Below are 26,330 nucleotides of genomic sequence, written 5' to 3'. Positions count from 1 at the left end.
TTGATATATAGTTACGTTCCTTTAATTTGATTAAGCTTCGTTCGTATTCCTCACTTTCACGTGATAAAAAACATTTGGTTTGGTCCCAACATGCTCCAATAAGTGATACATGCGGTTACTTTCCTTTAATTTCACAATTTCACTCTCGGCATCATTTACATCCCCGAACTTCATAGCACCATTACTACATGCTGCAGAACAGGCGGTTTGAAACTCCCCATCCTTAACAACACGGCCATCCCTTTTGGCATCTAAAATTGTCTTCTGGGTCTTTTGGATACACATAGAGCATTTTTCCATAACACCTCTAGATCTAACGGTAACATCTGGATTAATGACCATCTTACCTAGATCATTGTTCATGTGGTAATCAAACTCATCGTTTTCATTATACAAGAACCAATTGAATCGTCTAACTTTATATGGACAGTTGTTGGCACAGTACCTAGTTCCAACACATCTGTTATAAGCCATATGGTTTTGACCTTGACGCCCATGGGAAGTTGCCGCAACTGGACAAACAGTCTCACATGGTGCGTGGTTACAGTGCTGGCACATTACAGGCTGGAACGCCACTTGAGGATTGGTTGAAGGGTCTTCCATTTCACCAAATCCACCCAAGGATCCCTTATCCCCGAACAGGCCATCAAATTCTTCTTTCTTGGTATCATCCTCCGCAAAAGTATCTTCCGAGCTGTAGTACCTATCGATACGCAACCAGTGCATATCCCTTGATTTTCTAACTTCAGCCTTCCCTACCACCGGCACGTTGTTCTCTGCATGACATGCTATAACACAGGCCCCACAACCAGTACAGGCATTCAAATCTATGGACAAGTTAAAATGATGTCCTATTGATCGGTCAAAACTATCCCATAAATCTACCGTAGTAGCAGGAACTTCCTGATGATCCAATGACACTACAGGAACAACATTCCATTCCTTGGCGTCTTTTGTATTAAATATCTCTAAGGTAGTCTCCTTTATAATATCTCCCCTACCCATTAAAGTCTTATGTAACTGAACACAAGCAAACTCATGCATGCCAGCAGACTTTTCTATACTAACCGATTGAATGTTGGAAAAATCTTTATACAACGCATAGGCATTCACCCCAGTTTGCATTTCACTTTTCATTCCCACGGTTTTCCCATACCCAAAAGAAAGCCCTAATGAACCAGGAGCTTGACCCGGCTGTATTATTACAGGAACACCATCAAGAGCAACACCATCAACCGTAAGTTTTACATAACTACCGTTTAATCCACCATCTGCCACATTTTCATTGACCAAGGCCAATTTCTCCGCATCTGCTTTGGAAACGGTCACATAGTTATCCCAAGAAACTCTGGTGATAGGATCAGGAAACTCTTGTAACCAAGGGTTACTTGCCTGCTGTCCGTCACCCATACCAACTTTGGAATACAAAGTAAGCTCCATACCTTCTGCAGTAGCACCGGACAAGCTTCTAATTGCAGAAGCCAAAGGAACCTCTGCAGTCATTTCTGCCTCTTCCGTTACAACAGCTGCAACAGTAGCAGAAACAGCCTCATCCATTACCGGAACAGCAACAAAAACACCATCGTGCAATGCCTGACTCCAGTCACTACCTGCCAATATTCCCGAGTTCCAAGTTTCTTTTATATAATCGTAATAAGTATTATCACTATCCAACCATTGCAACATTGCCGTCTGGATCTGCCTAGTATCGAACAACTCCTTTATAGTAGGCTGCATAAGGCTAAAATGTCCTTTCTTTAATTGGGCATCTCCCCAAGATTCCAAATAATGGTTTGAAGCACCAACGTACTGCACCAATTCTGTAGTCTCATTTCTATTGGTGGAGAAAGCCACAGTTAAATCGACTGTCTTGATCCCTTCCACAAAATCCGCCGCATTTGGCAAGGAGTAGGCGGGGTTAACCCCGTCCATAAACAAAGCACCTATTTTGCCAGCTTTTAAATCCGACAACAAGGCATTGACCGCCTTAGTGTTACCCTGCCTTACATACTTGGGAGCCGTAGCATCAAACGCCTTACTTCCCAACATTTCATTAATGGCCAAAACAACCGCTTGGGCATTAACATCTTCAATTCCCGTAACAACAACGGCATTGGACTTATTCTTTAACACCTGTGCCGCTACTGCATCCAATGCAGCTTTCGCGCTTTCAGGAAGGTTTCCGCTACCAGCATTACCATTGAGTTTCCCATAGAAATAAGCCAAAGCCACTTTCTGCTCGGATGGGGTCAAAGGAACCCTTTTATCAGCATTGGCACCGGTCAAGGACATATTGGCCTCGAACTGCACGTGCTTGGACATTTTTCCATTTACAGGAATCCTACCCTTGGAGTATCCGCTATCGTATCCACCACCTTGCCAATCCCCTAAGAAATCGGCACCGAAGGAAACAATGATCTCGGCGTTCTCAAAATTATAATCCGCCAAAGCCCTTTCACCATATTTGGCTTCAAAAGCAGAAAGCGCAGCATCCTCGGATATGGCATCATAAGTAACATGATCTACATTTCCGTATACCTCCTTGAATTCAGCAATCAATCTAGAAGTAGAAGGACTTGCATATGTTTGCGATAATATCGCGATTTTTTTAGTCGAATTTTTTAGAGACCCCAATTTAGATTTTACCGCCGCATCCAAATCGCTCCAAGCAATAGGCTCCCCATTAAAGGTAGGCCCTTGCAAACGGGTACTATCATACAATGACAGTACAGAAGCCTGAACACGCGCATTGGCACTACCGCCAATTTTTGCATCGGTATTATTTTCAATCTTAATAGGTCTACCCTCGCGGGTCTTTACCAAAATACTGGCAAAATCAAAACCATTCGCAATGGTAGTGGCATAAAAATTTGCCACCCCGGGAATAATATTGTCCGGTTTCACTACGTAGGGGATAGATTTGGTCACCGGACCCTCACAGGCTGCCAATGAAGCCGCAGCCGTACTAAATCCGACGTACTTAAGAAAATCCCTTCTGTTGGTCGAAGATGCCGCCAATGTTTCTTTATCACCCAAGAAATCATCTACAGGAATCTCTTGAACAAATTCATTTTGTCTTAGCGTCTCAACAATGGAATCGTTGGGGTTTAATTCCGCCTCGCTTTTCCAGTATTTTTTGTTTGATGACATATTATATATCTGAAATTATCTTCTAGTTAGTTTGATTAATAGTGACACTTACCGCATTCCAATCCACCCATCTGAGCGGCCGTAAGTTTATCTACCCCATATTTTTGGGAAAGCTCAGCATGAATCTTTTCATAATACTCATTACCCTCCACCTTAACATTGGTTTCACGGTGACAGTTTATACACCATCCCATGGTCAGTGGGGAGTACTGATACATAATTTCCATTTCCTCAACAGGACCATGACATGTCTGACACTCAATTCCTGCAACAGAAACGTGCTGGGAGTGATTGAAGTAAGCAAAATCAGGAAGATTATGGATTCTCACCCATTCTACAGGCTTGGATTCTCCAGTATATTTTTGATTTTCTTCATCCCATCCTACTGCCTTGTACAATTTCTTGATTTCACCAGTATAGAATTCATTGGTATAACCATTTGCCAAATCTTCTTGACTTGGACCTTCTGGATTTCCTTTATATTCATAAATAGACTTATGACAGTTCATACAAACATTCAGGGATGGTATTCCAGAAGTTTTGGAAACCCTGGCAGAAGAGTGACAATATTTACACTCTATGGCATTATCTCCAGCGTGAATTTTATGGGAATAGTGAATAGGCTGAATAGGGGCGTATCCTTGATCCACACCAACCTGCATCATCCAACCATATGCAAAATAAGCAGCACTCAACAAAAGGAAAATAGAAAACACTAGAACCAAAAATTGATTTTGGGCGAAAGCCTTCCAAATTGGCAACCTTTTCTCCGCCAACTCCTTTTCCAAAACAACTCCGTTGGCCTCCGCAATACGTCTTAAGGTTTTGTTCACCAAAACCAACATCATCACCAAGAGAGCAAAAACCAAGGCCAGCGCACCCAATATAATCTCATTGGAGATACCGGAGGAAGCTCCACCACCTTGTGCACCTTCCACAACTGCAACAGGAGCAGCAGCTACTACCGGAGGAGCATCGGTATAGGCAAGGATATCATCAATATCCTGATTGGACAATAACGGGAAAGGTGTCATTGCCGCCTGATTGTACTCGTTGTAAATTTTCAAGGCGTCGGCATCCCCAGCTTTGATCATTGCAGGACTGTTCTTTACCCACTGATAAAGCCACTCCTTATCATACTTTTCAGTGACCCCTGCCAAAGCCGGACCGGTCATCTTTTTGTTCAAAGCGTGACACGCGGCACAATTCTGGTTAAACAACTGTTTACCCTTAACAGCATCACCTTCACCCGATGGGGCCGCTGCAGATTCTTGCGCAAGAAGGGAATTTGAAAGCAGTAATACTACTACCAGACTGACACCTAAAACTTTAGAAATTAGATTGCGGTATGGAACCTTTTTCATATTAAAAATATTTCTATCGAAAGTTTGGCATGATATTTATACATTCACAATAATAAATAAATCGACCATGCTCAAATTGATGGCAAAAATACGCATTAGACTTTATTTGGGAAATGTTAAGGTATTGATAATTTCTAATTTATACCAATTCTAAATAAAAATAAAATCTTTTGATTGATTCTGAATAAATTACATTTGTAATGTCTAAATTTCATAACAAAAATACCCTATGAAAACCATTTCTTCCACCCTTATTTTAGTCTGTTCGATATTTTATTGCCATGGACAACAGGGCAATATCAACATTCAGCAAGATGAAAAAATCACCAACCTATTGGGAATCTACAAATCTGTGAATGAAAACAGCAGCCATTACAGAATTCAGGTTGGATTCGGCTCCTTTCAGGAAGCGGAAACCCTGAAGGCAAATGTAGATAAGGACTTCCCTGATTGGCCTACAAAAATCGATTTTGAATCCCCGAGCTACAGGGTTAGGATAGGGAGATTTAAGACCCAATTGGAAGGGGAGCGCAAACTCATAGAAGTAAGGCAAAAATACCCGAGCGCCATGCTATTAAAACCAGAAAAAACGACCAATTAGGTCGTTTTTTCATTTATAGTTTACTATTTAAATAAGGAATATCCGGCTATTTCAATTTCTTCTTAACAGCCACTTCCTGGAATGCTTCCACAATATCCAATTCCTGAATATCATTATAATTTTTTACCTGCAATCCACAATCATAACCTTTGGATACCTCTTTAACATCGTCCTTAAACCTCTTCAATGAAGATAACTCTCCAGTGTAGATAACCACACCGTCCCGGATCAATCTAATACTTGAATTTCTGAAGATCTTTCCACTGGTCACCATACAACCTGCAATGGTACCCACTTTGGATATTTTAAAGGTTTCACGAATTTCAGCGGTACCTGTAATCTCTTCTTTCATTTCAGGCGACAACATACCCTCCATGGCATCCTTAAGATCATTGATGGCATCATAAATAATAGAGTACATTCTAATATCTATTTCCTCTTTTTCGGCCACCTGTCTGGCATTGCCCATTGGCCTTACATTAAATCCAATGATAACCGCATCCGAGGCAGAAGCCAACAACACATCCGATTCCGTAATTGGGCCAACCGCTTTATGGATAATATTAACCTGTATTTCATCTGTAGACAATTTCTGGAACGAATCCGTCAAGGCCTCCACAGAACCATCCACATCCCCTTTAAGGATTATGTTCAATTCTTTAAAGTCGCCCAACGCAATACGTCGTCCGATCTCATCCAAAGTAATATGTCTTTGTGTCCTAACCGATTGCTCGCGCAATAATTGGGATCTCTTGGTAGCAATTTGTCTAGCTTCACGTTCATCCTCCAGAACGTTAAACTTATCCCCTGCCTGGGGGGCTCCATCCAATCCCAATATGGATATTGGTCTTGAAGGCCCTACTTCTTTTATACTATTGCCACGTTCATCGTGCATGGCCTTTACCTTACCACTGCAAGTTCCGGCCAAGACGTAATCACCTATTTTCAAAGTACCTGCCTGTACAAGAATTGTGGATACATATCCTCTTCCCTTATCCAAAAAGGCTTCCACAACTGTACCCGAAGCCAACTTGTTGGGATTGGCCTTCAGCTCCAGAAGTTCCGCTTCCAAAAGCACTTTTTCCAACAATTCCTTAACCCCGAGCCCGGTTTTGGCCGAAATATCGTGGGACTGAATTTTTCCTCCCCAATCTTCCACTAATAGGTTCATTTGCGCCAGACCATCCTTAATCTTTTCAGGATTGGCCGTAGGCTTATCTATTTTGTTGATCGCAAAAATTATGGGAACTCCTGCCGCTTGCGCATGGCTTATGGCTTCCTTGGTCTGTGGCATAATATCATCATCTGCCGCAACCACAATAATCGCTATATCCGTAACTTGGGCTCCACGGGCACGCATTGCCGTAAACGCCTCGTGACCAGGAGTATCCAAAAATGATATCATTTGACCATTTTCCAAGGTTACCCCGTAAGCACCAATGTGCTGGGTAATTCCTCCGCTCTCCCCGGCAATAACATTTTCCTTTCTTATGTAATCCAACAAAGAAGTTTTACCGTGATCCACATGCCCCATTACCGTAACAATTGGAGCTCTTGGTTCCAAATCTTCCGGAGAATCCTCGTCCTCAACGATACTTTCTTCCAAGTCGGCGGTTACAAACTCAACCTCGTAACCAAATTCATCGGCCACAATGGACAAAGTCTCCGCATCCAGCCGCTGGTTCATGGTTACCATGATTCCAAGGGACATACAAGCAGATATAATCTTAGTAGTGGGCACATCCATCATTGTAGCCACCTCACTGGCGGTAACGAATTCCGTAACCTTTAATATTTTACTTTCCAGTTCCTGTTGCTCCAGGTCCTTTTCAGTCTGTTGACGGTGCTGATCCCGCTTATCCCGTCTATACTTGGCACCTTTTCCTTTTTTGGATTTCCCTTGAAGTTTCTCCAAGGTTTCCCTTACCTGTTTTTGTACATCTTCCTCGGTAGGCTCTACCTTGGCATTGGATACAAAACGCTGACCGGGAGCCCGTCTTACAACAGGACCCCTTCCTTTTGCCGCTGGCGGCCTGCTCGTAGAGTCCGTACCAGGTTTGGAAACTATACGCTTCCTTCTTTTTTTCCTATCGGAAGTATCACCGGCCTTTGGTGCTTCTTTTTTCTTTTTGGGCTTTTCAAATTTTGTGAGGTCTATTTTGTCCCCCATAATTTTTGGCCCACTTAGCTTCTGATATTTGGTAGCAATGACCTCATTTTCACCAGACGCATCCTGCTCAGCAGGAGCCTCGGCCTTCTTCTCTTCCTTCACTGCCTTTTCCTCTTTAACCTCTTCAGGTTTAACCGCTTCCGGTTTTGGAGCCACTTCTTCCTTCTTATCCTCAGGAACTTCCACTTTCTCCGGAACTTCTACTTTGGACTCTTCCTTGGCTACTATTTCAGGAGTCTTTTCTTCTACTTTTTGGGGAGCTTTTTCAGGAGCTTTTTCAGGAACTACCTCTTCCGATTTAACCGGTTCGGCAGGAGCTGGTTTTTTGCCAGCATCCAAATCTATCTTCCCGACAGTTTTTGGACCGGCAAGTTCCACTCGACCCTTGATAACATTATCTTTCTCGGCCCTCTTCTCCCTAGCAAGTTTTTTCTCTTCCTGCTCTTGCTCCAGTTGTAATCGTATAGCTTCCTTTTCCTTCCTCTTTTCCTCACCCACCTCTTTGGACGCAACTTTCTTGCTCATGTCCGTTTGGAACTCATCCAATAGAACTTGATACACCTCATTGGATATTTTAGTGGTAGGCCGTGCATCTATATCGTGCCCTTTGGACCCGAGATAGTCTACCGCACGGTCCAATGAAATATTAAGTTCTCTTAGGACTTTATTAAGCCTTATCGTTGCATTATCCGCCATAAAAAAAAATTCCTATTCTTGTAATTTACTGCTAATATATAGTTTAATCTTCTAATTCTTCCTTAAGAATTCGCACAACTTCCAAAATTGTTTCCTCTTCCAAATCGGTTCTTTTTACCAAATCATCCACATCTTGTTCCAAAACGCTTCTGGCGGTATCCATACCTATTTTCTTAAATTCCTCAATGATCCATGCTTCTATTTCATCGGAGAACTCAGTAAGCTCAACATCTTCTTCCACACCTTCACGGAACACATCAATTTCATAACCAGTTAATTGCCCTGCCAATCGAATATTATGACCTCCCCTACCAATAGCCTTGGAAACTTCCTCTGGCCTAAGATACACCTGAGCGGTCATTTTTTCATCGTTCAATTTTACAGAAGAGACCCTGGCAGGGCTCAAAGCCCTAGTAACCAATAACTGTGGATTACTAGTCCAGTTTATTACGTCTATATTTTCATTGCCCAATTCACGGACAATTCCATGGATCCTGGATCCTTTCATTCCCACACAGGCACCTACCGGATCTATACGGTCATCATAGGAGTCTACTGCCACCTTGGCCTTTTCCCCTGGAATTCTAACCGCCTTCTTAATGGTTATCAAACCATCAAAAACTTCGGGAATTTCCTGGAAGAACAATTGCTCCAAAAACAAGGGAGAGCTTCTGCTCATAATTATGGTAGGCTTATTGCCCTTAAGCTCCACGCTCTCTATTATTCCACGTACATTATCTCCCTTCCTAAAGAAATCTGAAGGAATCTGCTTATCCTTTGGTAAAATAATCTCATTCCCCTCATCATCCAAAAGAATTATGGCCTTGTGTCTAATATGATGTACCTCCGCTGTATAAATCTCACCTTCAAGATCCTTAAATTGCTTGTAGATGGTGGTATTATCGTGCTCGTGGATCTTAGAAATAAGATTTTGCCTTAAGGCCAAAATTGCTCTTCTTCCAAGATCTATCAATTTCACCTCCTCGGACACATCCTCACCCACCTCAAAATCCGGTTCTATTTTTCTGGCCGCAGAAAGCGATATTTCTTCGTTCGGATCTTCAACTTCCCCGTCTTCAACAACAACCCTGTTTCTCCAAATCTCCAAATCCCCTTTGTCCGGGTTTATAATGATATCGAAATTGTCATCGGAACCAAACTTCTTCTTTAACGCATTCCTAAAAACATCCTCCAAAATCGCCATTAGCGTTACCCTATCTATGAATTTATCATCTTTAAATTCCGAAAAAGATTCGATTAGCGCAATATTTTCCATTTTTGAACTACAATTAAAATTTTAATACAACTTTAGCTTCCTTAATATCAGAAATTGCAATTTGCTGCTTTTTCTGAACCGTGATTTTCCCTTTTCCTATGGGTTTGGGTTCCCTATCTTTCCACTCCAGGGTAATACTATCCCCTGATGCTTCTGTCAACTTGCCTTCAAATTCCCTATCCTGGGTCTTAACCTCAAGTTTTCTACCAATATTTTTTGTGTACTGCCTAGGCAACTTAATTGGAGAAGCTGCTCCCGCAGAAGCCACTTCCAAGGAAAAATCCTCTTCCTCCCGGTCCAAATTGTGTTCTATGGCCCTACTTACATTCATGCAATCCTGCAAGGTAACACCCTGGTCACCGTCCAAGGTTATCTTTATTTTATTATCTGCGGATATTGAAAAATCCAATAAAAAAAGTGATTGATTCTCCTTTAACGCTTCCTCTAAAAGTGCAGTAACTTTATCCTTCAACATATACTTCGGTTTTATTAAACATATGCTCTTAAATCTGAAATCGACCTGCTTCAGAATATAACGTAAAGCTGTTTTCTTACCGTGCCGTTTAATTAAAGTATAGTAATAAAAGAGGGGACAAAATGTCCCCTCATGAATACTTTATATTCTTTCAGCACCGCAAATATACATAATTTTTAGATTCTACAATAATCTTAGTTATTTATTATCTAAAAGACAATTTATGATACCCTTCAAAAATTGTCTTACGGTAATCGCATATTTTCGTCTAAAATAAAAATCCCAATACGTTTGCATTGGGATTTTACTTCTAAACTTTAAGTTGGCCTACTAGGACTCGAACCTAGAACGACTGGACCAAAACCAGCTGTGTTACCAATTACACCATAGGCCACTACCTCGTTTGAGCGTGCAAATTTAAAACAAAGTTTTATATGCACAAATATTTTTGAGTCATATTCCAAAAAAATAGAAAAATATTCTGCCACAACCAGCACCGTAAGGGTTGCGGCAACAACATTAATTACATGCCCTAAAGCAATACCCCTTGGTATTACCCACATTGGCCCGCTTAATGAAGTCGCCTTGATCCATATATCATGTTAAAGGTTTATGAAATATATATCCCATTATATTTTTAAATTAGTAAATTCGCCCTTCGGACAAACGACAAACCGCATGTTTTCAAAAAATTTCAAAAAATGGGATACCATCACAGGATGGTTTGTTTTTTTTATAGCCCTTATTACCTACGGAATAACCGTTGAACCTACCAGCAGTTTTTGGGATGCCGGTGAATATATCTCAACAGCTGCCAAACTACAGGTAGGACATCCACCGGGAGCGCCTTTGCTACAAATGATAGGTGCATTTATGGCCATGTTCGCCTTAGAACCTACCCAGGTTGCAAAGATGGTAAACCTCGTTTCCGGGGTTTCCAGTGCCTTCACTATCCTCTTTATGTTTTGGACCATTACGAACCTCACAAGAAAACTTATTTCCAAGGAGGAAGTCATAACCAATAGCAAAGCTTTGGCCATTTTAGGAAGTGGTATCGTAGGCTCCCTGGCCTTTACCTTTTCAGATAGTTTTTGGTTCAACGCAACGGAGACCGAAGTCTATGCAATGGCCAGTTTAATTATGTCCCTTCTACTCTGGCTAGGACTAAAATGGGTGGATGATCTGGAGAATCCACGAGGCAATAAATGGATAATCCTTATTTCTTTTGTGGTCGGACTTACCTTTGGAATTCAATTTATGGGTTTCCTGGCAATACCCACAATAGGTTTATTGTACTATTTTAAAACCTATAAAACCACTACCGTTAAGAATTTCCTTTTGGCCAATATTATTGTGGTTGCCATATTGATGCTGGTCTATAAATTTTCATTGACCTATGTGCTAAAGGTTTTTGGTTGGAGCGAGGTGTTTTTCATCAATACCATTGGCCTGCCATTTAACTCGGGAACCATTATCATGGGGCTCATTTTTGTAGGTGTTTTTTATTGGGCTTTACGCTATACCCGCAATAACAACTATACCGTAGCAAACACCATTGTTCTCTGTCTAATGTTTTTATTTTTGGGATTCTCTTCTTGGCTAATGCTTCCCATAAGGGCAAATGCCGATGTGGTGATCAACGAAAACGATCCTTCGGACGCCAGATCTTTGTTGGCCTATTACAACCGTGAACAATACCCTGGAGTGGACAGCCCAGTATATGGCGCCTATTACTCGGATACTTTTGCCCCTGCAGGTGATGAAAAGGACGAGAAGCCCAAATACGAAAAAGACCTAAAGGCCGGAAAATATATTATAGTAAACAACTATAAGGATGCTTTACAAGGACCAAACCCAGATCATGTAGGACTCTTGCCACGGATGTGGAGCGAACAAAATGCCGAGAATTATATGAAGTATTTTGATCCGCTGACCTTTAGGATAAAATCTGATTATCTTGGAAACAATGAACTAAGGGAAGCCGTTAACCAATTTAAGGACGGTTACGCCAAAGGAGAAATAGACACTTCCCAATATATGAGATTCCTCAGGGAGTTTAGCGAATATATTGATGTGCAGCCCCCAACAGTAATGCAAAATATAAAATACATGTTCCAATTTCAATTTGGCTATATGTACTGGCGTTATTTTATGTGGAATTTTGTTGGTAAGCAAGACGATATACAAGGCAGATATGACAACCACGGAAATTGGCTAAGCGGCATCAACTTTGTTGACAGTGCCAGGTTGGGCAGTCAGGAGAATCTTCCCAGCGATATTAAGAACAACAAAGGCAGGAACACCTATTTCTTCCTTCCGTTACTACTAGGTATAATTGGCCTAATCTTTCAAATAAGCAGAAACCCCAAACAATTTTGGGCTTTGTTCGTATTCTTTATGTTTACGGGTATTGCCATCCAATTCTACACCAATCCGGCCATTTTTCAGCCTAGGGAACGGGATTACTCCCTAGTGGGTTCCTTTTATGTTTTTGCCCTCTGGATCGGGCTGGGCGTTTATGGGCTTTTTGATGAATTCCAAAAGCTATTGAGTCCCAAAATATTGGCTCCAGGAATAACCATTCTCTGCCTTTTGGCAGTACCCGGAGTTATGGCATTTCAAAATTGGGACGACCACGACAGATCCAATAGGTTTACCGCTAAATCTACCGCAAAGGCCTATCTGGAATCGACCAAGGAAGACTCGGGTGCCATTTTGTTTACCATTGGAGACAACGACACTTTCCCTCTGTGGTACGCACAAGAGATTGAAGGTTACAGAACGGACGTTCGGGTGGTAAACACCAGTCTTTTTGCTACGGATTGGTATATAGACCAAATGAAAAAGAAGGCCTACGAAAGCGACCCAATTCCGTCCCAGCTTACCCACAACGAATACAAATGGGGATCTAGGGATGCCATATACTTTAATGAACTTACCCAGAGCAGATGGGACATAAAAGACTTTATGAACTGGGTAGGCAGTGATAAGGAACAAACCAAATTTAGAAGTATTTTACAGAAGAAAGGTGCAGATCTGAGTCAGTATTCCGAAAGCAATTTGGATGTCGTCTACTATCCGACCAATAAAATTAGGGTTCCGGTAAACAAGAAAAATGTTCTGGAGAGTGGTTTGGTCAAAGAAAAAGATTCGGCACTAATAGTGGATTATATTGATATAGACCTACCAAGGAGTGCCCTGCCCAAAAACCGAATCCTGATGCTGGACATCATTGCCAACAATGACTGGAAACGCCCCATATATTTTTCCGGGGGAAGTTTTGATGCCGCGGAATACATTTGGATGAAAGACTATCTTCAATTGGATGGCCTGGTCTACAAACTGGTGCCCATTAAAACAACCAATAGGAGTTCTTATGAGATGGGCAGAATAGATGCCGATCTTATGTACGACATTGTAAAAAAATGGGATTGGGGCAATGCAGGAAGCTCGGATATATATCACGACCCCCAAACCCGAACACAGGCACTTTCCTTTAGAGGCAACTTAGCGCGGCTTACCGAAACTTTGATAAACGAAAACAAGATTGAAAAGGCGAAAGACGTTATCAATATCGCTATGGAAAACATGCCTGTTGAATATTTTGGGTATTACGCCTTTGTAGAACCTTTTATAGATGGATACTTTAAAGTAGGGGAAACCCAAAAAGCCAGGGATCTATTTCAAAAATTGAAAAACATTTATCAGGAACGATTGGATTATTACGCCAATTTACCCTTTGAAGAACAGCGAATGTTCTTGGACGAAATTATTCCAGACCTGGAGGCCTACAGTAGAAATATTGACATTTTAATTACCAACCAGGACCAGGAAACTGCAGAAAAGGAAACCCTTATCTTCAACGAATACATAGATAAGTTTGAACGCTTTTATCGCAACGACCCAATGGAGGGCATACAAGCTCCAACTTCGGATCCGGATCTAATGGATTCATCCGCTATAGATGCTATACCGGAAGAACAACTGGATAGTGTAGCGCTTCCAGAATAAATAAAAAGACACAAAAAAACCGAGACTCAGGTCTCGGTTTTTTTTATAATTTTAACTAGTTATATGTACTCATTAAGTATCCCAATAAGGGTATTGGCATCCTGCTCCCCGCTTTGCCTCCAAACCATTTCACCTTTCTTGTAGATCATTAAGGTAGGAAGGCCCTTCACCCGCAATGCCTGGGAAAGCTCTTTATTCTTATCCACATCAATCTTAATAACCTTGCCCTTATCGCCCAAGGCAGCGGCAACATCCCGTAGTACAGGGTGCATGGCTGTTGACTGTTCGTTCCACTCTGCGTAAAAATCCAATAGCACAGGAACATTAATATCAATTAATTCACCAAATTTAGACATATACTATACATTGGGTTATAAATCAAAAATAAGAAAAAATGTTAAAATACAACTAGTGCTATCATTTTTGTCGACAAGGTAGTAGTTAAAATCAGGTCAACGACCTCTTTTTTAAGGTAATTACAGTGATTTCGGGCCAAATACCCACCCTCCCCGGATAGCCTAAAAACCCAAATCCACGGTTCACATTTATCATCTGCCCCATTTCTTCATACACTCCTGCCCAATATTTATACCTCCATTTAGCTGGGCTCCATTTTATCCATCCCGGAATTTCTATCCCAAATTGCATTCCATGTGTATGCCCACTTAAGGTGAGGTGATAATGATAATCATCTTTTAACACCTGATCTTCCCAATGGGATGGGTCATGGCTCATTAAGATCTTAAAATCATTCTTGTTAACATTGGAAACAGCCTTTTTAAGGTCCCCTGCCTTCTTAAATCCTCCCCTGCCCCAATTTTCAACTCCGATCAAAGCAATTCTATCCTCTCCCTTTTGCAAGTACCTACTATCGTTTAACAAGAGATCAAAGCCCATATCCTTTTGCAAATTTTTAAGGTCGTTTAAATTATTGCTTTTGGCCTCTTCGGTTTCCCAACTTACATAATCCCCGTAATCATGGTTCCCCAATACTGAAAATTTGCCATCCTTTGCAGTTAAGGTCGAAAAAAGGTCTTTCCATGGCAACATTTCCTCTGCCATATTGTTAACCATATCCCCCGTAAAAAGCAACACATCACTTTTTTGCTTATTTATCAAGTTTATTGCGTATTCAATTTTCTCCCTATCATCAAAACTACCACTGTGCACATCCGATATTTGGGTTAATTGATATCCATCGAAGCTATTGGGCAAATCATCGAATTCCAAATTATACTTCAGTACTTTAAAATTATATTTCCCCTTAATCATACCGTACAACAATGCAGAGAATGGCAAAGCGGCAATACCCATGGCAAGGGTACTTAAAAAACGTCTTCGCTCCGGGAGGCTAAACTCTTTGGTCCCACCAAATATTTTGTGATAGCTAGCAGTAAAAAATCTAAAAATATCTTCGGAGAATAAAAATACAATGGTAATCAACATAAAAGTGAGGATTGCCAGTAAGAGACCAAAAGCATAACTTTTTGATACACTCAACACCCTACCAGGGTCATCGCCCATAGTAAACTGATAGATGAAATTCCCCAAAACAAAAAGTGATAATACCATATAGGCATAATAGACCCAGGGATATCGGGTTGAGGCCTTTATGGCTTGCAAAGTATAAATTCCGAGGGTTATATAAATGACAATAAAAACAATCCAACGTAGCATCCCTTATTTTTTTTAGCAAAGATATTGGTTTCAAATCCATTAGGTGGTTTTTTAATTTTCTTTAACTAGGCGGACCACCTCTTTAAGAGTAGCCAAATCGCTAATGCCAATTTCATCATCTCTTAGAAACCCTGGACTGCTCATTGGAATTTCAGGTGTATGTTCCAAGGTTTTATGAAATTTTATCCCGGACAAATGCACCGCACCAAAACCCTGCTTCTTAAATTCCAACACATTGGTATCACGTATACCTCCCCCGGGCATTATAACACAACCCTTGGATTCTTTTAACAAGCGGGTCAACAACTCCATTCCTTGCACCGAAGATTTTTGTTGTCCAGAGCTTAGTATGGTATCTACTTCCAATTCCTGCAATTGCCGTAAAGTAGCCATAGGATCACTTACCCAATCGAAAGCTCTATGAAAGGTAAATTGCAATGGTCCGGACTCCCCAATCAATTCTTGGGTTCTCTTATAATCCAAGGCAAAATCCTTGGACAACACCCCAGAAACAATCCCATTAAAACCCAGTTCCCTGCACAATGCAATATCCTTTTTCATAATCTCAAATTCCGGATCGGAATAGGAAAAATCGCCACTTCTAGGTCTTATCAATACATTTACAGGAATAGAAATATGTTCCTTTATAAGCTGCAACAGCCCAAAAGAAGGAGTAACCCCACCTACAGCAAGCTCGTTACATAACTCAATTCGGTCAGCACCAGCTTTTTGGGCGTTAAGGGCAGATTCTAAGGAATTGGCACATACTTCTACAATCATATTTCTTATATTTAGAACCTTAAAATTAAGTAACACCATCTTATGAAAAGAAGAAATTTCCTTAAAAATTCTACCTTAAGTACTGCTGGAATAATATCAGCACCACTTTTCGCATCATATCAAGAAACAAAAAACGAGCTACCGCTTAATCCAGATGTCCTGGAAACCGTAAAACCTATTGTAATCTGCACATGGAATTTCAAGAATGCAACAGCAAAGGCGTGGGAAGTCTTGGAAAAAGGAGGCTCTTCTTTGGATGCAGTGGAACAAGGGGTAATGGTAGAGGAGGCAGACCTTAGCAACGAAACGGTTGGGAACGGCGGAAGACCGGACAGGGATGGCCATGTTACCTTGGATGCCTGTATCATGGACAAGGACGGGAACTGTGGTGCCGTGCTATGTATGGAAAATATTGCGCATCCTATTTCGGTTGCAAGAAAGGTTATGGAGGATACTCCGCATGTAATGCTAGCCGGAAAGGGAGCAGAACAATTCGCCTATGAAAAAGGTTTTCCAAAAACAAATCTACTGACTGAAAAAGCAAAAAAAGATTGGTTGGAGTGGAAAAAGAAATCCAAATACGAAACCATTATCAATATAGAAAACCACGATACCATAGGTATGTTGGCCATTGACAAAAATGGCGATATTGCAGGGGCCTGTACTACAAGCGGAATGGGCTACAAAATGGCCGGACGTGTTGGCGACTCCCCAATAATAGGGGCCGGACTGTTTGTGGACAACGAAGTTGGCGGGGCTACAGCAACAGGAGTTGGGGAAGAAGTAGTGCGAACCGTGGGCAGCTTCCTTATCGTGGAACTTATGCGTCAAGGAAAGTCACCACAGGAGGCTTGCGAGGAAGGTGTAAGACGAATCATGGAAAAGAACAAGGATAGAAGGGATTTTCAAATTGGGTTTATTGCCATCAACAAGAAAGGGGAAACCGGAGGTTATTGCATACATCCCGGGTTTAGCTACAGCAAATTTGTAGAGGCCGGACAGAGCAACAACCCGACAGAGACTTTTTTAAAATCCTAATTATCAATATCGCAATATCCAAATCTTAACAAGAATCAAATATAATGGCTGAACAAAAAAGACTTTTCTTACTTGATGCATATGCACTGATTTTTCGGGGTTATTACGCTCTCATAAAAAACCCAAGGATAAACTCCAAGGGAATGGACACTTCCGCCATTATGGGATTCATGAATTCTTTATTGGATGTGATCAGAAGGGAAAAACCGGATCATTTGGCCGTTTGTTTTGACAAGGGAGGAAGTGCGGACCGTACTGAAATGTTTGCCGAATACAAAGCCAATAGGGATGCCACTCCGGACGCCATTAAAATAGCCGTACCCTATATTCAGAATATATTGAAGGCCATGCATATTCCGGTGGTGGAATTGGAAGGAATGGAGGCCGACGATATTATTGGCACCTTGGCCAAGCAGGCAGAAAAAGAAGACTATAAGGTATATATGGTTACCCCGGATAAGGATTTTGGACAATTGGTATCCGAGAACATATTTATGTACCGCCCGGCAAGATTGGGCAACGGTATAGAAATTTGGGGCATTCCCGAAGTACAAAAACGTTTTGGGGTTGAACGTCCGGAACAGGTAATAGATTATTTGGGGATGATGGGCGATGCAAGTGACAACATTCCCGGATTACCAGGAGTGGGCGACAAAACCGCCAAAAAATTTATTGAGCAATTCGGTTCAATGGAAAATTTGCTTGCCAATACCGATAAGCTCAAAGGCAAAATGAAGGAAAAGGTCCAAGAAAATGCAGAACTGGGCATTCTGTCCAAAAAACTGGCGACCATATTTGTGGATTGCGATGTAACCTTTAACGCCAAAGATTACGAGCTTTCCATGCCCGATGGCGAAAAAGTGCAGGAGATTTTCGAGGAATTGGAATTCCGTAGGTTAAAGGACCAATTCCTAAAGCTCTTTTCGTCCGAATCGGATAGCGATAACCCGGAGGAAAGTAAGCAAGAGCCCAACACTTCAAAAAAGAAACAAACAGAGGCCGGTGGAGGCCAATTTTCCTTATTCGGCGGCGACGGACAAGTCACGGGAGGAACAATAAAAGAAGTATCCAGTAGAAAAAGCATAAAGGAAGTTTCCCATGTATACCAGAGTATACTGCCTGGGATGGCCATGAAACTTTTTGTTCAGAATTTAATGAAACAAACCTCGGTTTGTTTTGATACCGAAACAACGGGACTTAATCCACTAACTGCAGAACTGGTAGGTATTGCATTTAGTTGGGAAGCCGGAAAGGGGTTTTATGTTCCTTTTCCAGAGGACAAAAAAGAGGCCCAAGAAATTATTGAACAATTAAGACCGTTTTTTGAAGCGGACGACATTGAAAAAATTGGACAGAACCTAAAATATGACATTAAGGTACTGCACAAATACAACATCTCAATAAAAGGCAAATGCTTTGATACCATGCTTGCCCATTACCTTATTAATCCGGACATGCGCCACAACATGGACGTACTGGCGGAAACCTATTTAAACTACACCCCAATTTCCATAACCGAACTTATTGGAAAAAAAGGGAAAAACCAATTATCTATGAGGGATGTTCCTTTGGAACAACAAACCGAATATGCCGTAGAGGATGCCGATATCACTTTTCAATTGGCGCAACACTTTAGACCAGAATTGAAAGAGGCCAACACCGAAGAATTATTTAATGATATAGAGATTCCCTTATTACATGTCCTGGCCGATATGGAACAGGAAGGAATCAATTTGGACAAGGACTTTTTAAATTCTCTTGCCAAGGATCTGGACAACGATATCAAAAACTTGGAATTAAAGATCTACAAGGAAGCTGGGGAAGAATTCAATATTGCCTCTCCAAAGCAATTGGGCGAAATATTATTCGATAAGCTAAAACTGGTGGACAAACCCAAAAAGACCAAAACCGGTCAATATTCCACTGCCGAGGATGTACTATCCTATCTGGCCAAAGATCATGAAATAATCCAAAGCGTATTGGACTATCGTGGTCTAAGCAAACTAAAGAGCACCTATGTGGATGCCCTACCTGAACAAATTGAGGAAAGTACGGGCAGGGTGCATACAGACTATATGCAAACCGTTGCCGCTACGGGACGACTTAGCAGCAACAATCCCAACCTGCAAAACATCCCCATTAGAACGGAGCGGGGAAGACAGGTTAGAAAGGCATTTATTCCAAGAAATGAAGACTACACCTTGTTGGCAGCGGATTATTCGCAGATAGAATTGCGGATTATTGCTGCGCTTAGCGATGAGTCTACCATGATAGAGGCCTTTAAAAACGGAGAGGATATTCACGCCTCCACCGCTTCCAAGGTATTTAATGTCCCGTTAGAAGATGTTACCAGAGAACAGAGAAGCAATGCCAAGACCGTTAACTTTGGAATCATATATGGGGTATCGGCCTTTGGATTGAGCAACCAAACCGACCTATCTAGGGCAGAAGCCAAAGAGCTAATAGAGACCTATTATAAGACCTACCCCAAATTGCGCAATTATATCAGTGAACAAATAGAATTCGCTAGGGAAAATGGGTACGTTCAGACCGTGTTGGGCAGACGAAGGTACCTTAAGGACATAAACGGTAGTAATGCCATTGTACGTGGAGCAGCGGAACGCAACGCTGTAAATGCCCCTATTCAGGGAAGTGCCGCCGATATCATAAAAATAGCAATGATCAATATTCACAAAAAACTCGAAGAAGGAAAATACAAAAGCAAGATGCTCCTACAGGTCCATGATGAATTGGTGTTCGATGTATATAAGCCCGAATTGGAGGAATTAAAGACCATGATAAAGACAGAAATGGAAAACGCCTACAAATTATCAGTACCCCTGGATGTGGAACTGGGTATTGGCAACAATTGGCTGGAGGCCCATTAAGCCCAACCTCTAAAAAACAAAAACGGAACAACGCATTGGTTTAAACCAATGCGTTCCGTTTTTTAGTAATAGGTTTTTATCAGAATTTTATTTTCTCTTAAAGAGAAGCTGTCCACCTGCACTTAAATTGGGTATATCCAGATCTGCAGCATCTACGGTCATGATGTCACCATCTATGGTCACATCAACAGAGATTTCCTGCTGATCTTCATCGGTATAGGTTAGTGTGCCATCGGCATAAACATAGACCGTGGTTTCCGTATCCTTTTCGGTAGGACAGGGAATATCAAAACCATCCCTTTCCAAATATTCCACGGAATTTTCAATAGTAACCGTTAAGTCCGCTTTAAATTCAAAACTCAACACATAACATTCTTTAGCTGTTAAATATGCCAATAAATCCCTGGCATTTTTTTCATCATCACTAGCAGTATCATTATTAACCTTTAGTTCATAGGCCTGCCAAACACCCACTATAGAATCCTCCTTGGAATTATCATCATCACTATCCGAGGAACATGAAAAGAAAAGACCCGTAGATAGAAAAAGTAAAAGAAACTTAATTTTCATCTTTTTGAAATTTACATTGTTTTAAAAGCTAACGGATTATAGTACAAATTAGTATCCATGAATCCCAACAATTAAACCCTCCATCCGCACCCCACAAAAAACAACACTTAAAAACTATAAAAATCACATCCTAAATGTATTGCCATTTAAAAGCCTTACGGTGGTTTTAACATTCCTCCTTAATAATTTCAAAGCCAATACCACTACTTCGGATTTGCAGGTAACAAAATGACCTGTATTATACAAAAATCAATTATTGGGATTCTAAAGTGCTGGCAAAGTTTGCTTCAATTTGCCAATATTGGAAAAAACTATAAAATAATAAGAAACAACCATTTGGAATTCAACTTAATAATTGTACATTTGCAGCCCGTTAAACGGGATTGAAGTGTTTAATCAATAAATATATTAGTGTGGATACATTAAGCTACAAGACGATTTCGGCCAATAAGGCGACCGTTGACAAACAATGGTTACTAGTTGATGCTGAAGGAGAAACATTGGGCCGTCTTGCTTCTAAAGTAGCGCAGTTACTTAGAGGGAAGTACAAGCCTAGTTTTACACCACATGTTGATTGTGGGGATAATGTTGTTATTATCAATGCAGAAAAAATCAACCTAACCGGAAAGAAGTGGGATTCAAAAACTTACGTTCGTCACACCGGTTATCCAGGAGGCCAGAGGTTTACAACGGCTAAAGAAATGTTGGCTAAAGATCCAGCGCGTATAGTAGAGAAATCGATAAAAGGTATGTTGCCCAAAAACAAATTGGGTGCAGAGCTTTTTCGTAATCTGAAGGTATATGCAGGAGCAGCCCACAACCAAGAAGCACAAAAACCAACAGCAATTAACTTAAACGATTTTAAGTAATGGAAATGATTCATAAAATTGGTAGAAGAAAAACTGCAGTTGCCAGAGTTTATGTTACAGAAGGAAATGGTAACATTACTATTAACAAGAGAGACTTAAGCAACTATTTTCCTACAGCAACATTACAGTACAAAGTAAAGCAGCCATTTACCTTGACCAACAACGAAGAGAACTTCGACGTAAAAGTTAATGTATATGGTGGCGGTATTACAGGACAGGCGGAAGCAGTTCGTTTGGCATTGTCCAGAGCATTATGCGAATTGGATGCCGAAAACAGATTGGTTCTTAAGCCAGAAGGTCTTTTAACAAGAGATCCAAGAATGGTTGAACGTAAGAAATTCGGTCAGAAGAAAGCTCGTAAGAAATTCCAGTTCTCTAAACGTTAATACCGTATTAACAAAACAAATACTGAAATACGGCAATGCTCTTGATGCTTATCGGGAAAAAATTGTCAGATTCGGTATAATTTTTAATTGTTCATTGAAAACCCTTGTCATAGGGTAAGTAATAATCCAAAGTTAATCATAGGACCTCGCCTTAGGGGAAAGTCCAATGCATTTAAATTCTGGATAAATTAGTTTAGCATCTAAATATTAAAGGCTGCCTTTGGGCACCACTTTAGTATTGCTAATTCAAAGGAACGTAAACTAAAAAATAAAAATGGCAAACAAAGTTGAAGTAAAAGACCTTTTAGAGGCAGGTGTACATTTTGGTCACCTTACCAGAAAATGGAATCCGAACATGGCTCCCTATATCTACATGGAGCGTAACGGAATTCACGTTATCAATCTTTATAAAACAGTTGCAAAACTAGAAGAGACCAATGAGGCTCTTAAAAAAATTGCGGCTTCAGGTAGAAAAATACTTTTCGTAGCTACCAAAAAACAAGCAAAGGACATTGTTGCTGAAAAAGCAGGGAATGTAAACATGCCTTACATCACTGAAAGATGGCCAGGTGGTATGTTGACCAATTTCGTTACTATTCGTAAAGCCGTTAAAAAAATGGCTTCTATTGATAGAATGAAAAAAGACGGTACTTTTAACACGCTTTCCAAAAAAGAGCGTCTACAAGTTGATCGTTTGCGTGCCAAGTTGGAAAAGAACTTAGGTTCTATTTCTGAAATGACACGTCTACCAGCAGCTTTGTTTATTGTTGACACCATGCGTGAGCACATCGCTGTAAAAGAAGCACAAAAATTGAACATTCCAATTTTTGCAATGGTAGATACCAATTCCGATCCACGACCAATCGATTTTATAGTTCCATCCAATGACGATGCCTCAAAATCCATAGAGGTTATTATGGCATCTGTAACTGCAGCTATTGCAGAAGGATTAACAGAACGTAAATCTGAAAAGCAAAGTGAGAAGGAAGGTGGAGATGAAGCCAAACCAAAGGAGAAAAAAGCAAAAGTAGCTTCAGAAGAGAAAGCTCCCAAAAAAGCTAGCACTACTGGAGACGACCTTACCAAAATTGAAGGTATTGGCCCAAAAATTGCTGAAATTTTCCAAGAAGCAGGCATCAATACTTATGCTGACCTAGCGGACAAATCAGAGGACGATCTTAAAGACATCCTAACTGAATCCGGCCCAAGATACGCTTCCAAAAATCCAGCTTCATGGCCTAAGCAGGCACAAATGGCTGCCGATGGTAATTGGGATGAATTGCAGGAATGGCAAGATAGCGTTAAAGGAGGAATAGAATAATCCTCTTTTACTTAAAACAGAATATAAATTTAACATTAACCTAGATTAGGATTACATTTCTATTTTAATTTAGGTGAAAATTAAAACAAAATAAAATGGCTAAAATTACCGCCGCTGAGGTAAACAAACTAAGACAAACAACTGGTGCAGGCATGATGGATTGCAAAAATGCATTGGTTGAAGCAGAAGGGGATTTTGATTTGGCAATTGAAATCTTACGTAAAAAGGGACAAAAAGTTGCTGCTAAAAGAGCTGACCGTGATTCTTCCGAAGGGGCTGCTATTGCCAAAGTAAATGCAGACAACACTACTGGAGTTATCATTTCTTTGAACTGTGAAACCGATTTCGTTGCCAAGAACGACACTTTTGTTGCTTTGGCCAACGACTTGGCAGACCTAGCCTTAAATTTCGACACCAAAGAAGAATTCTTGAATGCCGATTACAAAGGGAATTCTGTACAGGATAAGCTTACTGAACAAACTGGTGTTATTGGTGAGAAAATTGAAATAGGTGGATTCAGCAAACTTTCAGCTCCATTTGTTGGCTCTTACATTCACGCTGGAAACAAAATAGCTACTTTGGTAGGACTTTCTGCTGCTGTTCAGGGTGCAGACGTTGCCGCTAAAGATGTTGCCATGCAGGCAGCCGCTATGAACCCGGTAGCTTTAAACGAAGAAGGAGTTGACCAGTCAATTATTGATAAAGAAATCGAAATTGCCAAAGATCAATTGCGTCAAGAAGGAAAACCAGAAGCCATGTTGGATAATATCGCCAAAGGTAAATTGAACCGTTTCTTCAAAGACAATACCTTGGTGAACCAAGATTTCATTAAGGACAGCAAACAAAGCGTAGCCCAATACGTAAAATCTGTTGATTCCAAATTGGAAGTAACAGGATTTAAAAGGGTTGCTCTAGGATAATCCTTAAGCACCAAGCATATAAAAAAACGCCTTTACAATGTAGAGGCGTTTTTTTTATGCAATTAAACTAGATTACAGAATTTGATAGCCAAGAATATCGTCAAGAAAATCTACATCCAATTCCTATTTAAATATAAACATTAGATTAAAATGGCATACTCCAATTAGGATGCCCGAACTTTTCCTCAACAGCTTTGCACAAAAGGCACTAACCTCTCAACCAAGCTTGCCGCAGTTTGATCTGCTGCTCGCTAGCGCCTTCCATAGGAACTAACTTAACTACATCCAAAGTAGGCTCACCAACCTTCCCTGTCAAGGTAACTTCGTCATCCCCTCTTTGCACCACCAAAACTATTTCCTTGTCCGGATCCCAATTCATACTCTGCCCTATAAGTAACCTAATATTAACCAGATTGGTCATTTTACCATCAACGCTTTTAATTATATCTCCCCCTTTGGCTCCCAAACCCTTAAAAAAACTGTTCAATTGAATTCCTTCCCTTACAAAAATTGCATTGTCATTTGAAGGATCCACATCTATATAAGGCACCTCACCATCAAAAAAATAACCTGTAGACTGCTCCTGCTCCGTTGTTTGCAGTCCCACTTTATTCCAATACACAGCGTAGTCTATGGGTGTTTCACCAGCGACATGGGTTTTAAAGAATTCCCCTATTTCCGGATACGTCATTGCTACTATTTCATCAATCAACTTCCCATCCTCAAAAGGCTTGGTATTTCCATATTTTTTGGAAAGTTCCTTCATCAACCACAAAACACCTTTTTCACCTCCACTTAATTCCCTAAGGTTAATATCCAAAGCCATATTTATCAATGCCCCTTTCTCATAAACGTTGGCATAATTTGCCTTATAAGGCTCCTCCAATATATTTTTGCTCATAAGGGTAAAGGACATACTATCATCATAGGTTTTGGATCTCTCGACCTTCTCCATAAGCCTTTCATAAAAATCTTCGTCCGAAATCAACCCCTGCTGAATTTGAAAAAGATTGGCAAAATATTCGGTAGTCCCTTCATACATCCATAAGTGCATGGACATTTTTGGGTCATTAAAATCAAAATATTGTATTTCATTGGAGTGAACCGTCAAGGGCGTGACGATATGAAAAAATTCATGGGCAACCGTATCAAAAATTGCCTCTTCCAATCTCTCCTTAGATATTTGTTCTGGCATTACCACAACTGTAGAAGTGTGGTGCTCCAATGCCCCAAAACCTTTGGCATCATTATCATCCATATTGGAAAGATAGAGGATAATAGTATAGTGCTTCGTACTGTTAATATCGCCCAAAAATGCCTTTTGACCCCGCATCATTTTTTCCATTCCTGCTTTTAAACTAGCAGCTGTATAATGACCATTTGGAGAATAAACGCTTAAGGTTACCGCAATATCGTTCACCTGAAATGTTTCCGTACTTGGGTTGGAGTACATTATAGGATTATCTATAACTTCAAAGTAACGATTGGCTACAAAAATATCTGTTTCCGGCCTATTTACATCCTGCACACCCTTAACCAAGGAAGTTACAGGCTCCAAACCATCTGGGGCAGAAATTTCCAATGAATACGGTATTTCCTCAAGGTCGTCAAAATAACCCACAAAGCCATGTAGGTTCAACATAAAGTTCTTTCCTTTAAGTATATTGGTCCCAGAGGGTGAAAAGACCGGCTCACTCACCTCTACTTCCGTATCATAGGTATCGTTTACCCAATAGTCAATTTTATCCAAATCCTTGGCATTGATAATCCTCCAAGTATTATCATCCAACTTTTCCACTTTTAATTCCCCTCCTTTATAATCAAGAGCCTTGAATTGTTCTATATATTTTCCGTAGTTATCATCGCTATAAGTACCTGGAACTGTCTTGGGAATAAAAAAAGATACCGTATCCGTTACAAATGCCGCCGGATCCAAAACTACATTTACTTTGTCGTCTACAACATTGATCAAATCGATTTTCGCAATTACGGAAGCCTTATCGGCAGACACCAAAGTCTTGGTGGAACCACACCCTTGGAGCACCAAAATTGCAACCCCTAAAATCCATGATTTTCCAAACAACCCTATTTTATTTATCATTTTTTATTGATTTTATTTATCGATTATTCCTAAAATG

18 protein-coding genes and 1 tRNA gene are annotated in these 26,330 nt (G+C 40.6%); 8 read left to right on the top strand and 11 right to left on the bottom strand.

All coding sequences use genetic code 11. The features are described from left to right. Nucleotides 1-30: 30 nt before the first annotated feature. Together U735_RS0102890 and U735_RS0102885 are read right to left on the bottom strand one after the other, a co-directional pair. The gene (locus tag U735_RS0102890; RefSeq protein ID WP_031442388.1) at nt 31-3,150 is read right to left on the bottom strand and encodes a TAT-variant-translocated molybdopterin oxidoreductase; all 3,120 of its coding nucleotides are present in this window, start codon (nt 3,148-3,150) and stop codon (nt 31-33) included. Between the two features lie 35 nt (nt 3,151-3,185). Further along, nucleotides 3,186-4,514, bottom strand: a complete 1,329-nt coding sequence (locus U735_RS0102885) for a c-type cytochrome (protein ID WP_031442387.1) — start codon at nt 4,512-4,514, stop codon at nt 3,186-3,188. 229 nt (nt 4,515-4,743) lie between these two features. Here U735_RS0102885 and U735_RS0102880 point away from each other — a divergent pair, with 229 nt between their 5' ends. Further along, nucleotides 4,744-5,115 (top strand): SPOR domain-containing protein, encoded by a 372-nt coding sequence (locus U735_RS0102880; protein WP_031442386.1) that lies wholly within the window; start codon nt 4,744-4,746, stop codon nt 5,113-5,115. Between the two features lie 46 nt (nt 5,116-5,161). On the opposite strand, the gene infB is transcribed toward U735_RS0102880, so the two are convergent. From infB to U735_RS0102860, 4 genes are all read right to left on the bottom strand, one after another. Continuing rightward, entirely contained in the window at nt 5,162-7,981 is a 2,820-nt protein-coding gene (gene infB, locus U735_RS0102875) for a translation initiation factor IF-2 (RefSeq protein ID WP_031442385.1), read from the bottom strand. Nucleotides 7,982-8,024: 43 nt separating this feature from the next. Next, complete coding sequence (gene nusA, locus U735_RS0102870) at nt 8,025-9,257, bottom strand: transcription termination factor NusA (RefSeq protein WP_031442384.1); 1,233 nt, start codon at nt 9,255-9,257, stop codon at nt 8,025-8,027. Between the two features lie 13 nt (nt 9,258-9,270). Next, the gene (gene rimP, locus U735_RS0102865) at nt 9,271-9,732 is read right to left on the bottom strand and encodes a ribosome assembly cofactor RimP (RefSeq protein WP_031442383.1); all 462 of its coding nucleotides are present in this window, start codon (nt 9,730-9,732) and stop codon (nt 9,271-9,273) included. 322 nt (nt 9,733-10,054) lie between these two features. Next, nucleotides 10,055-10,126, bottom strand: a tRNA-Gln gene (locus U735_RS0102860). Between the two features lie 284 nt (nt 10,127-10,410). Here U735_RS0102860 and U735_RS0102855 point away from each other — a divergent pair. Further along, nucleotides 10,411-13,743 (top strand): glycosyltransferase family 117 protein, encoded by a 3,333-nt coding sequence (locus tag U735_RS0102855; RefSeq protein ID WP_031442382.1) that lies wholly within the window; start codon nt 10,411-10,413, stop codon nt 13,741-13,743. A 59-nt stretch (nt 13,744-13,802) separates the two neighbouring features. On the opposite strand, the gene U735_RS0102850 is transcribed toward U735_RS0102855, so the two are convergent. The 3 genes from U735_RS0102850 to U735_RS0102840 all read right to left on the bottom strand — a co-directional run bounded on the left by U735_RS0102850 (nt 13,803) and on the right by U735_RS0102840 (nt 16,200). After that, the gene (locus tag U735_RS0102850; RefSeq protein WP_031442381.1) at nt 13,803-14,099 is read right to left on the bottom strand and encodes a thioredoxin family protein; all 297 of its coding nucleotides are present in this window, start codon (nt 14,097-14,099) and stop codon (nt 13,803-13,805) included. A 91-nt stretch (nt 14,100-14,190) separates the two neighbouring features. Beyond that, nucleotides 14,191-15,420 carry a metallophosphoesterase gene (locus U735_RS0102845; protein ID WP_031442380.1) on the bottom strand — a complete coding sequence of 410 codons (1,230 nt, stop codon included), beginning with the start codon at nt 15,418-15,420 and terminating at the stop codon, nt 14,191-14,193. A 51-nt stretch (nt 15,421-15,471) separates the two neighbouring features. Then, nucleotides 15,472-16,200, bottom strand: a complete 729-nt coding sequence (locus tag U735_RS0102840; RefSeq protein WP_031442379.1) for a copper homeostasis protein CutC — start codon at nt 16,198-16,200, stop codon at nt 15,472-15,474. Between the two features lie 42 nt (nt 16,201-16,242). Between U735_RS0102840 and U735_RS0102835 the strand changes: the two genes are divergently transcribed. Both U735_RS0102835 and polA read left to right on the top strand, forming a co-directional pair. Then, a complete protein-coding gene (locus tag U735_RS0102835; protein ID WP_031442378.1) occupies nt 16,243-17,238 on the top strand; it encodes an isoaspartyl peptidase/L-asparaginase family protein in 996 nt (331 codons plus the stop codon). Nucleotides 17,239-17,282: 44 nt separating this feature from the next. After that, a complete protein-coding gene (gene polA / locus U735_RS0102830) occupies nt 17,283-20,126 on the top strand; it encodes a DNA polymerase I (RefSeq protein ID WP_031442377.1) in 2,844 nt (947 codons plus the stop codon). A gap of 87 nt (nt 20,127-20,213) precedes the next feature. Here polA and U735_RS0102825 read toward each other — a convergent pair whose 3' ends face one another. Continuing rightward, nucleotides 20,214-20,696, bottom strand: coding sequence for a hypothetical protein (locus U735_RS0102825; protein ID WP_031442376.1), 483 nt, complete (start codon nt 20,694-20,696; stop codon nt 20,214-20,216). Between the two features lie 413 nt (nt 20,697-21,109). On the opposite strand from U735_RS0102825, the gene rplM reads away from it, so the two are divergent. From rplM to tsf, 4 genes are all read left to right on the top strand, one after another. Continuing rightward, nucleotides 21,110-21,565: a 50S ribosomal protein L13 gene (gene rplM / locus U735_RS0102815; protein ID WP_031442375.1), complete on the top strand. Its 456-nt coding sequence runs from the start codon at nt 21,110-21,112 to the stop codon at nt 21,563-21,565. Then, nucleotides 21,565-21,951, top strand: a complete 387-nt coding sequence (gene rpsI / locus U735_RS0102810; protein ID WP_031442374.1) for a 30S ribosomal protein S9 — start codon at nt 21,565-21,567, stop codon at nt 21,949-21,951. The genes rplM and rpsI overlap by 1 nt, the downstream gene beginning before the upstream one ends. Nucleotides 21,952-22,225: 274 nt before the next feature. Further along, on the top strand, nt 22,226-23,272 hold the full coding sequence (rpsB, locus tag U735_RS0102805) for a 30S ribosomal protein S2 (protein WP_031442373.1): 1,047 nt from the start codon (nt 22,226-22,228) through the stop codon (nt 23,270-23,272). A gap of 95 nt (nt 23,273-23,367) precedes the next feature. Beyond that, a complete protein-coding gene (gene tsf, locus U735_RS0102800; protein ID WP_031442372.1) occupies nt 23,368-24,192 on the top strand; it encodes a translation elongation factor Ts in 825 nt (274 codons plus the stop codon). A 208-nt stretch (nt 24,193-24,400) separates the two neighbouring features. Here the strand turns inward: tsf and U735_RS0102795 are convergent, their stop codons facing one another. After that, entirely contained in the window at nt 24,401-26,293 is a 1,893-nt protein-coding gene (locus tag U735_RS0102795; protein ID WP_051891846.1) for a M61 family metallopeptidase, read from the bottom strand. Between the last annotated feature and the right edge of the window lie 37 nt (nt 26,294-26,330).

Source organism: Arenibacter algicola (assembly GCF_000733925.1).
GTDB lineage: Bacteria > Bacteroidota > Bacteroidia > Flavobacteriales > Flavobacteriaceae > Arenibacter > Arenibacter algicola.
This window is presented reverse-complemented; position numbering and strand designations above follow the sequence as displayed.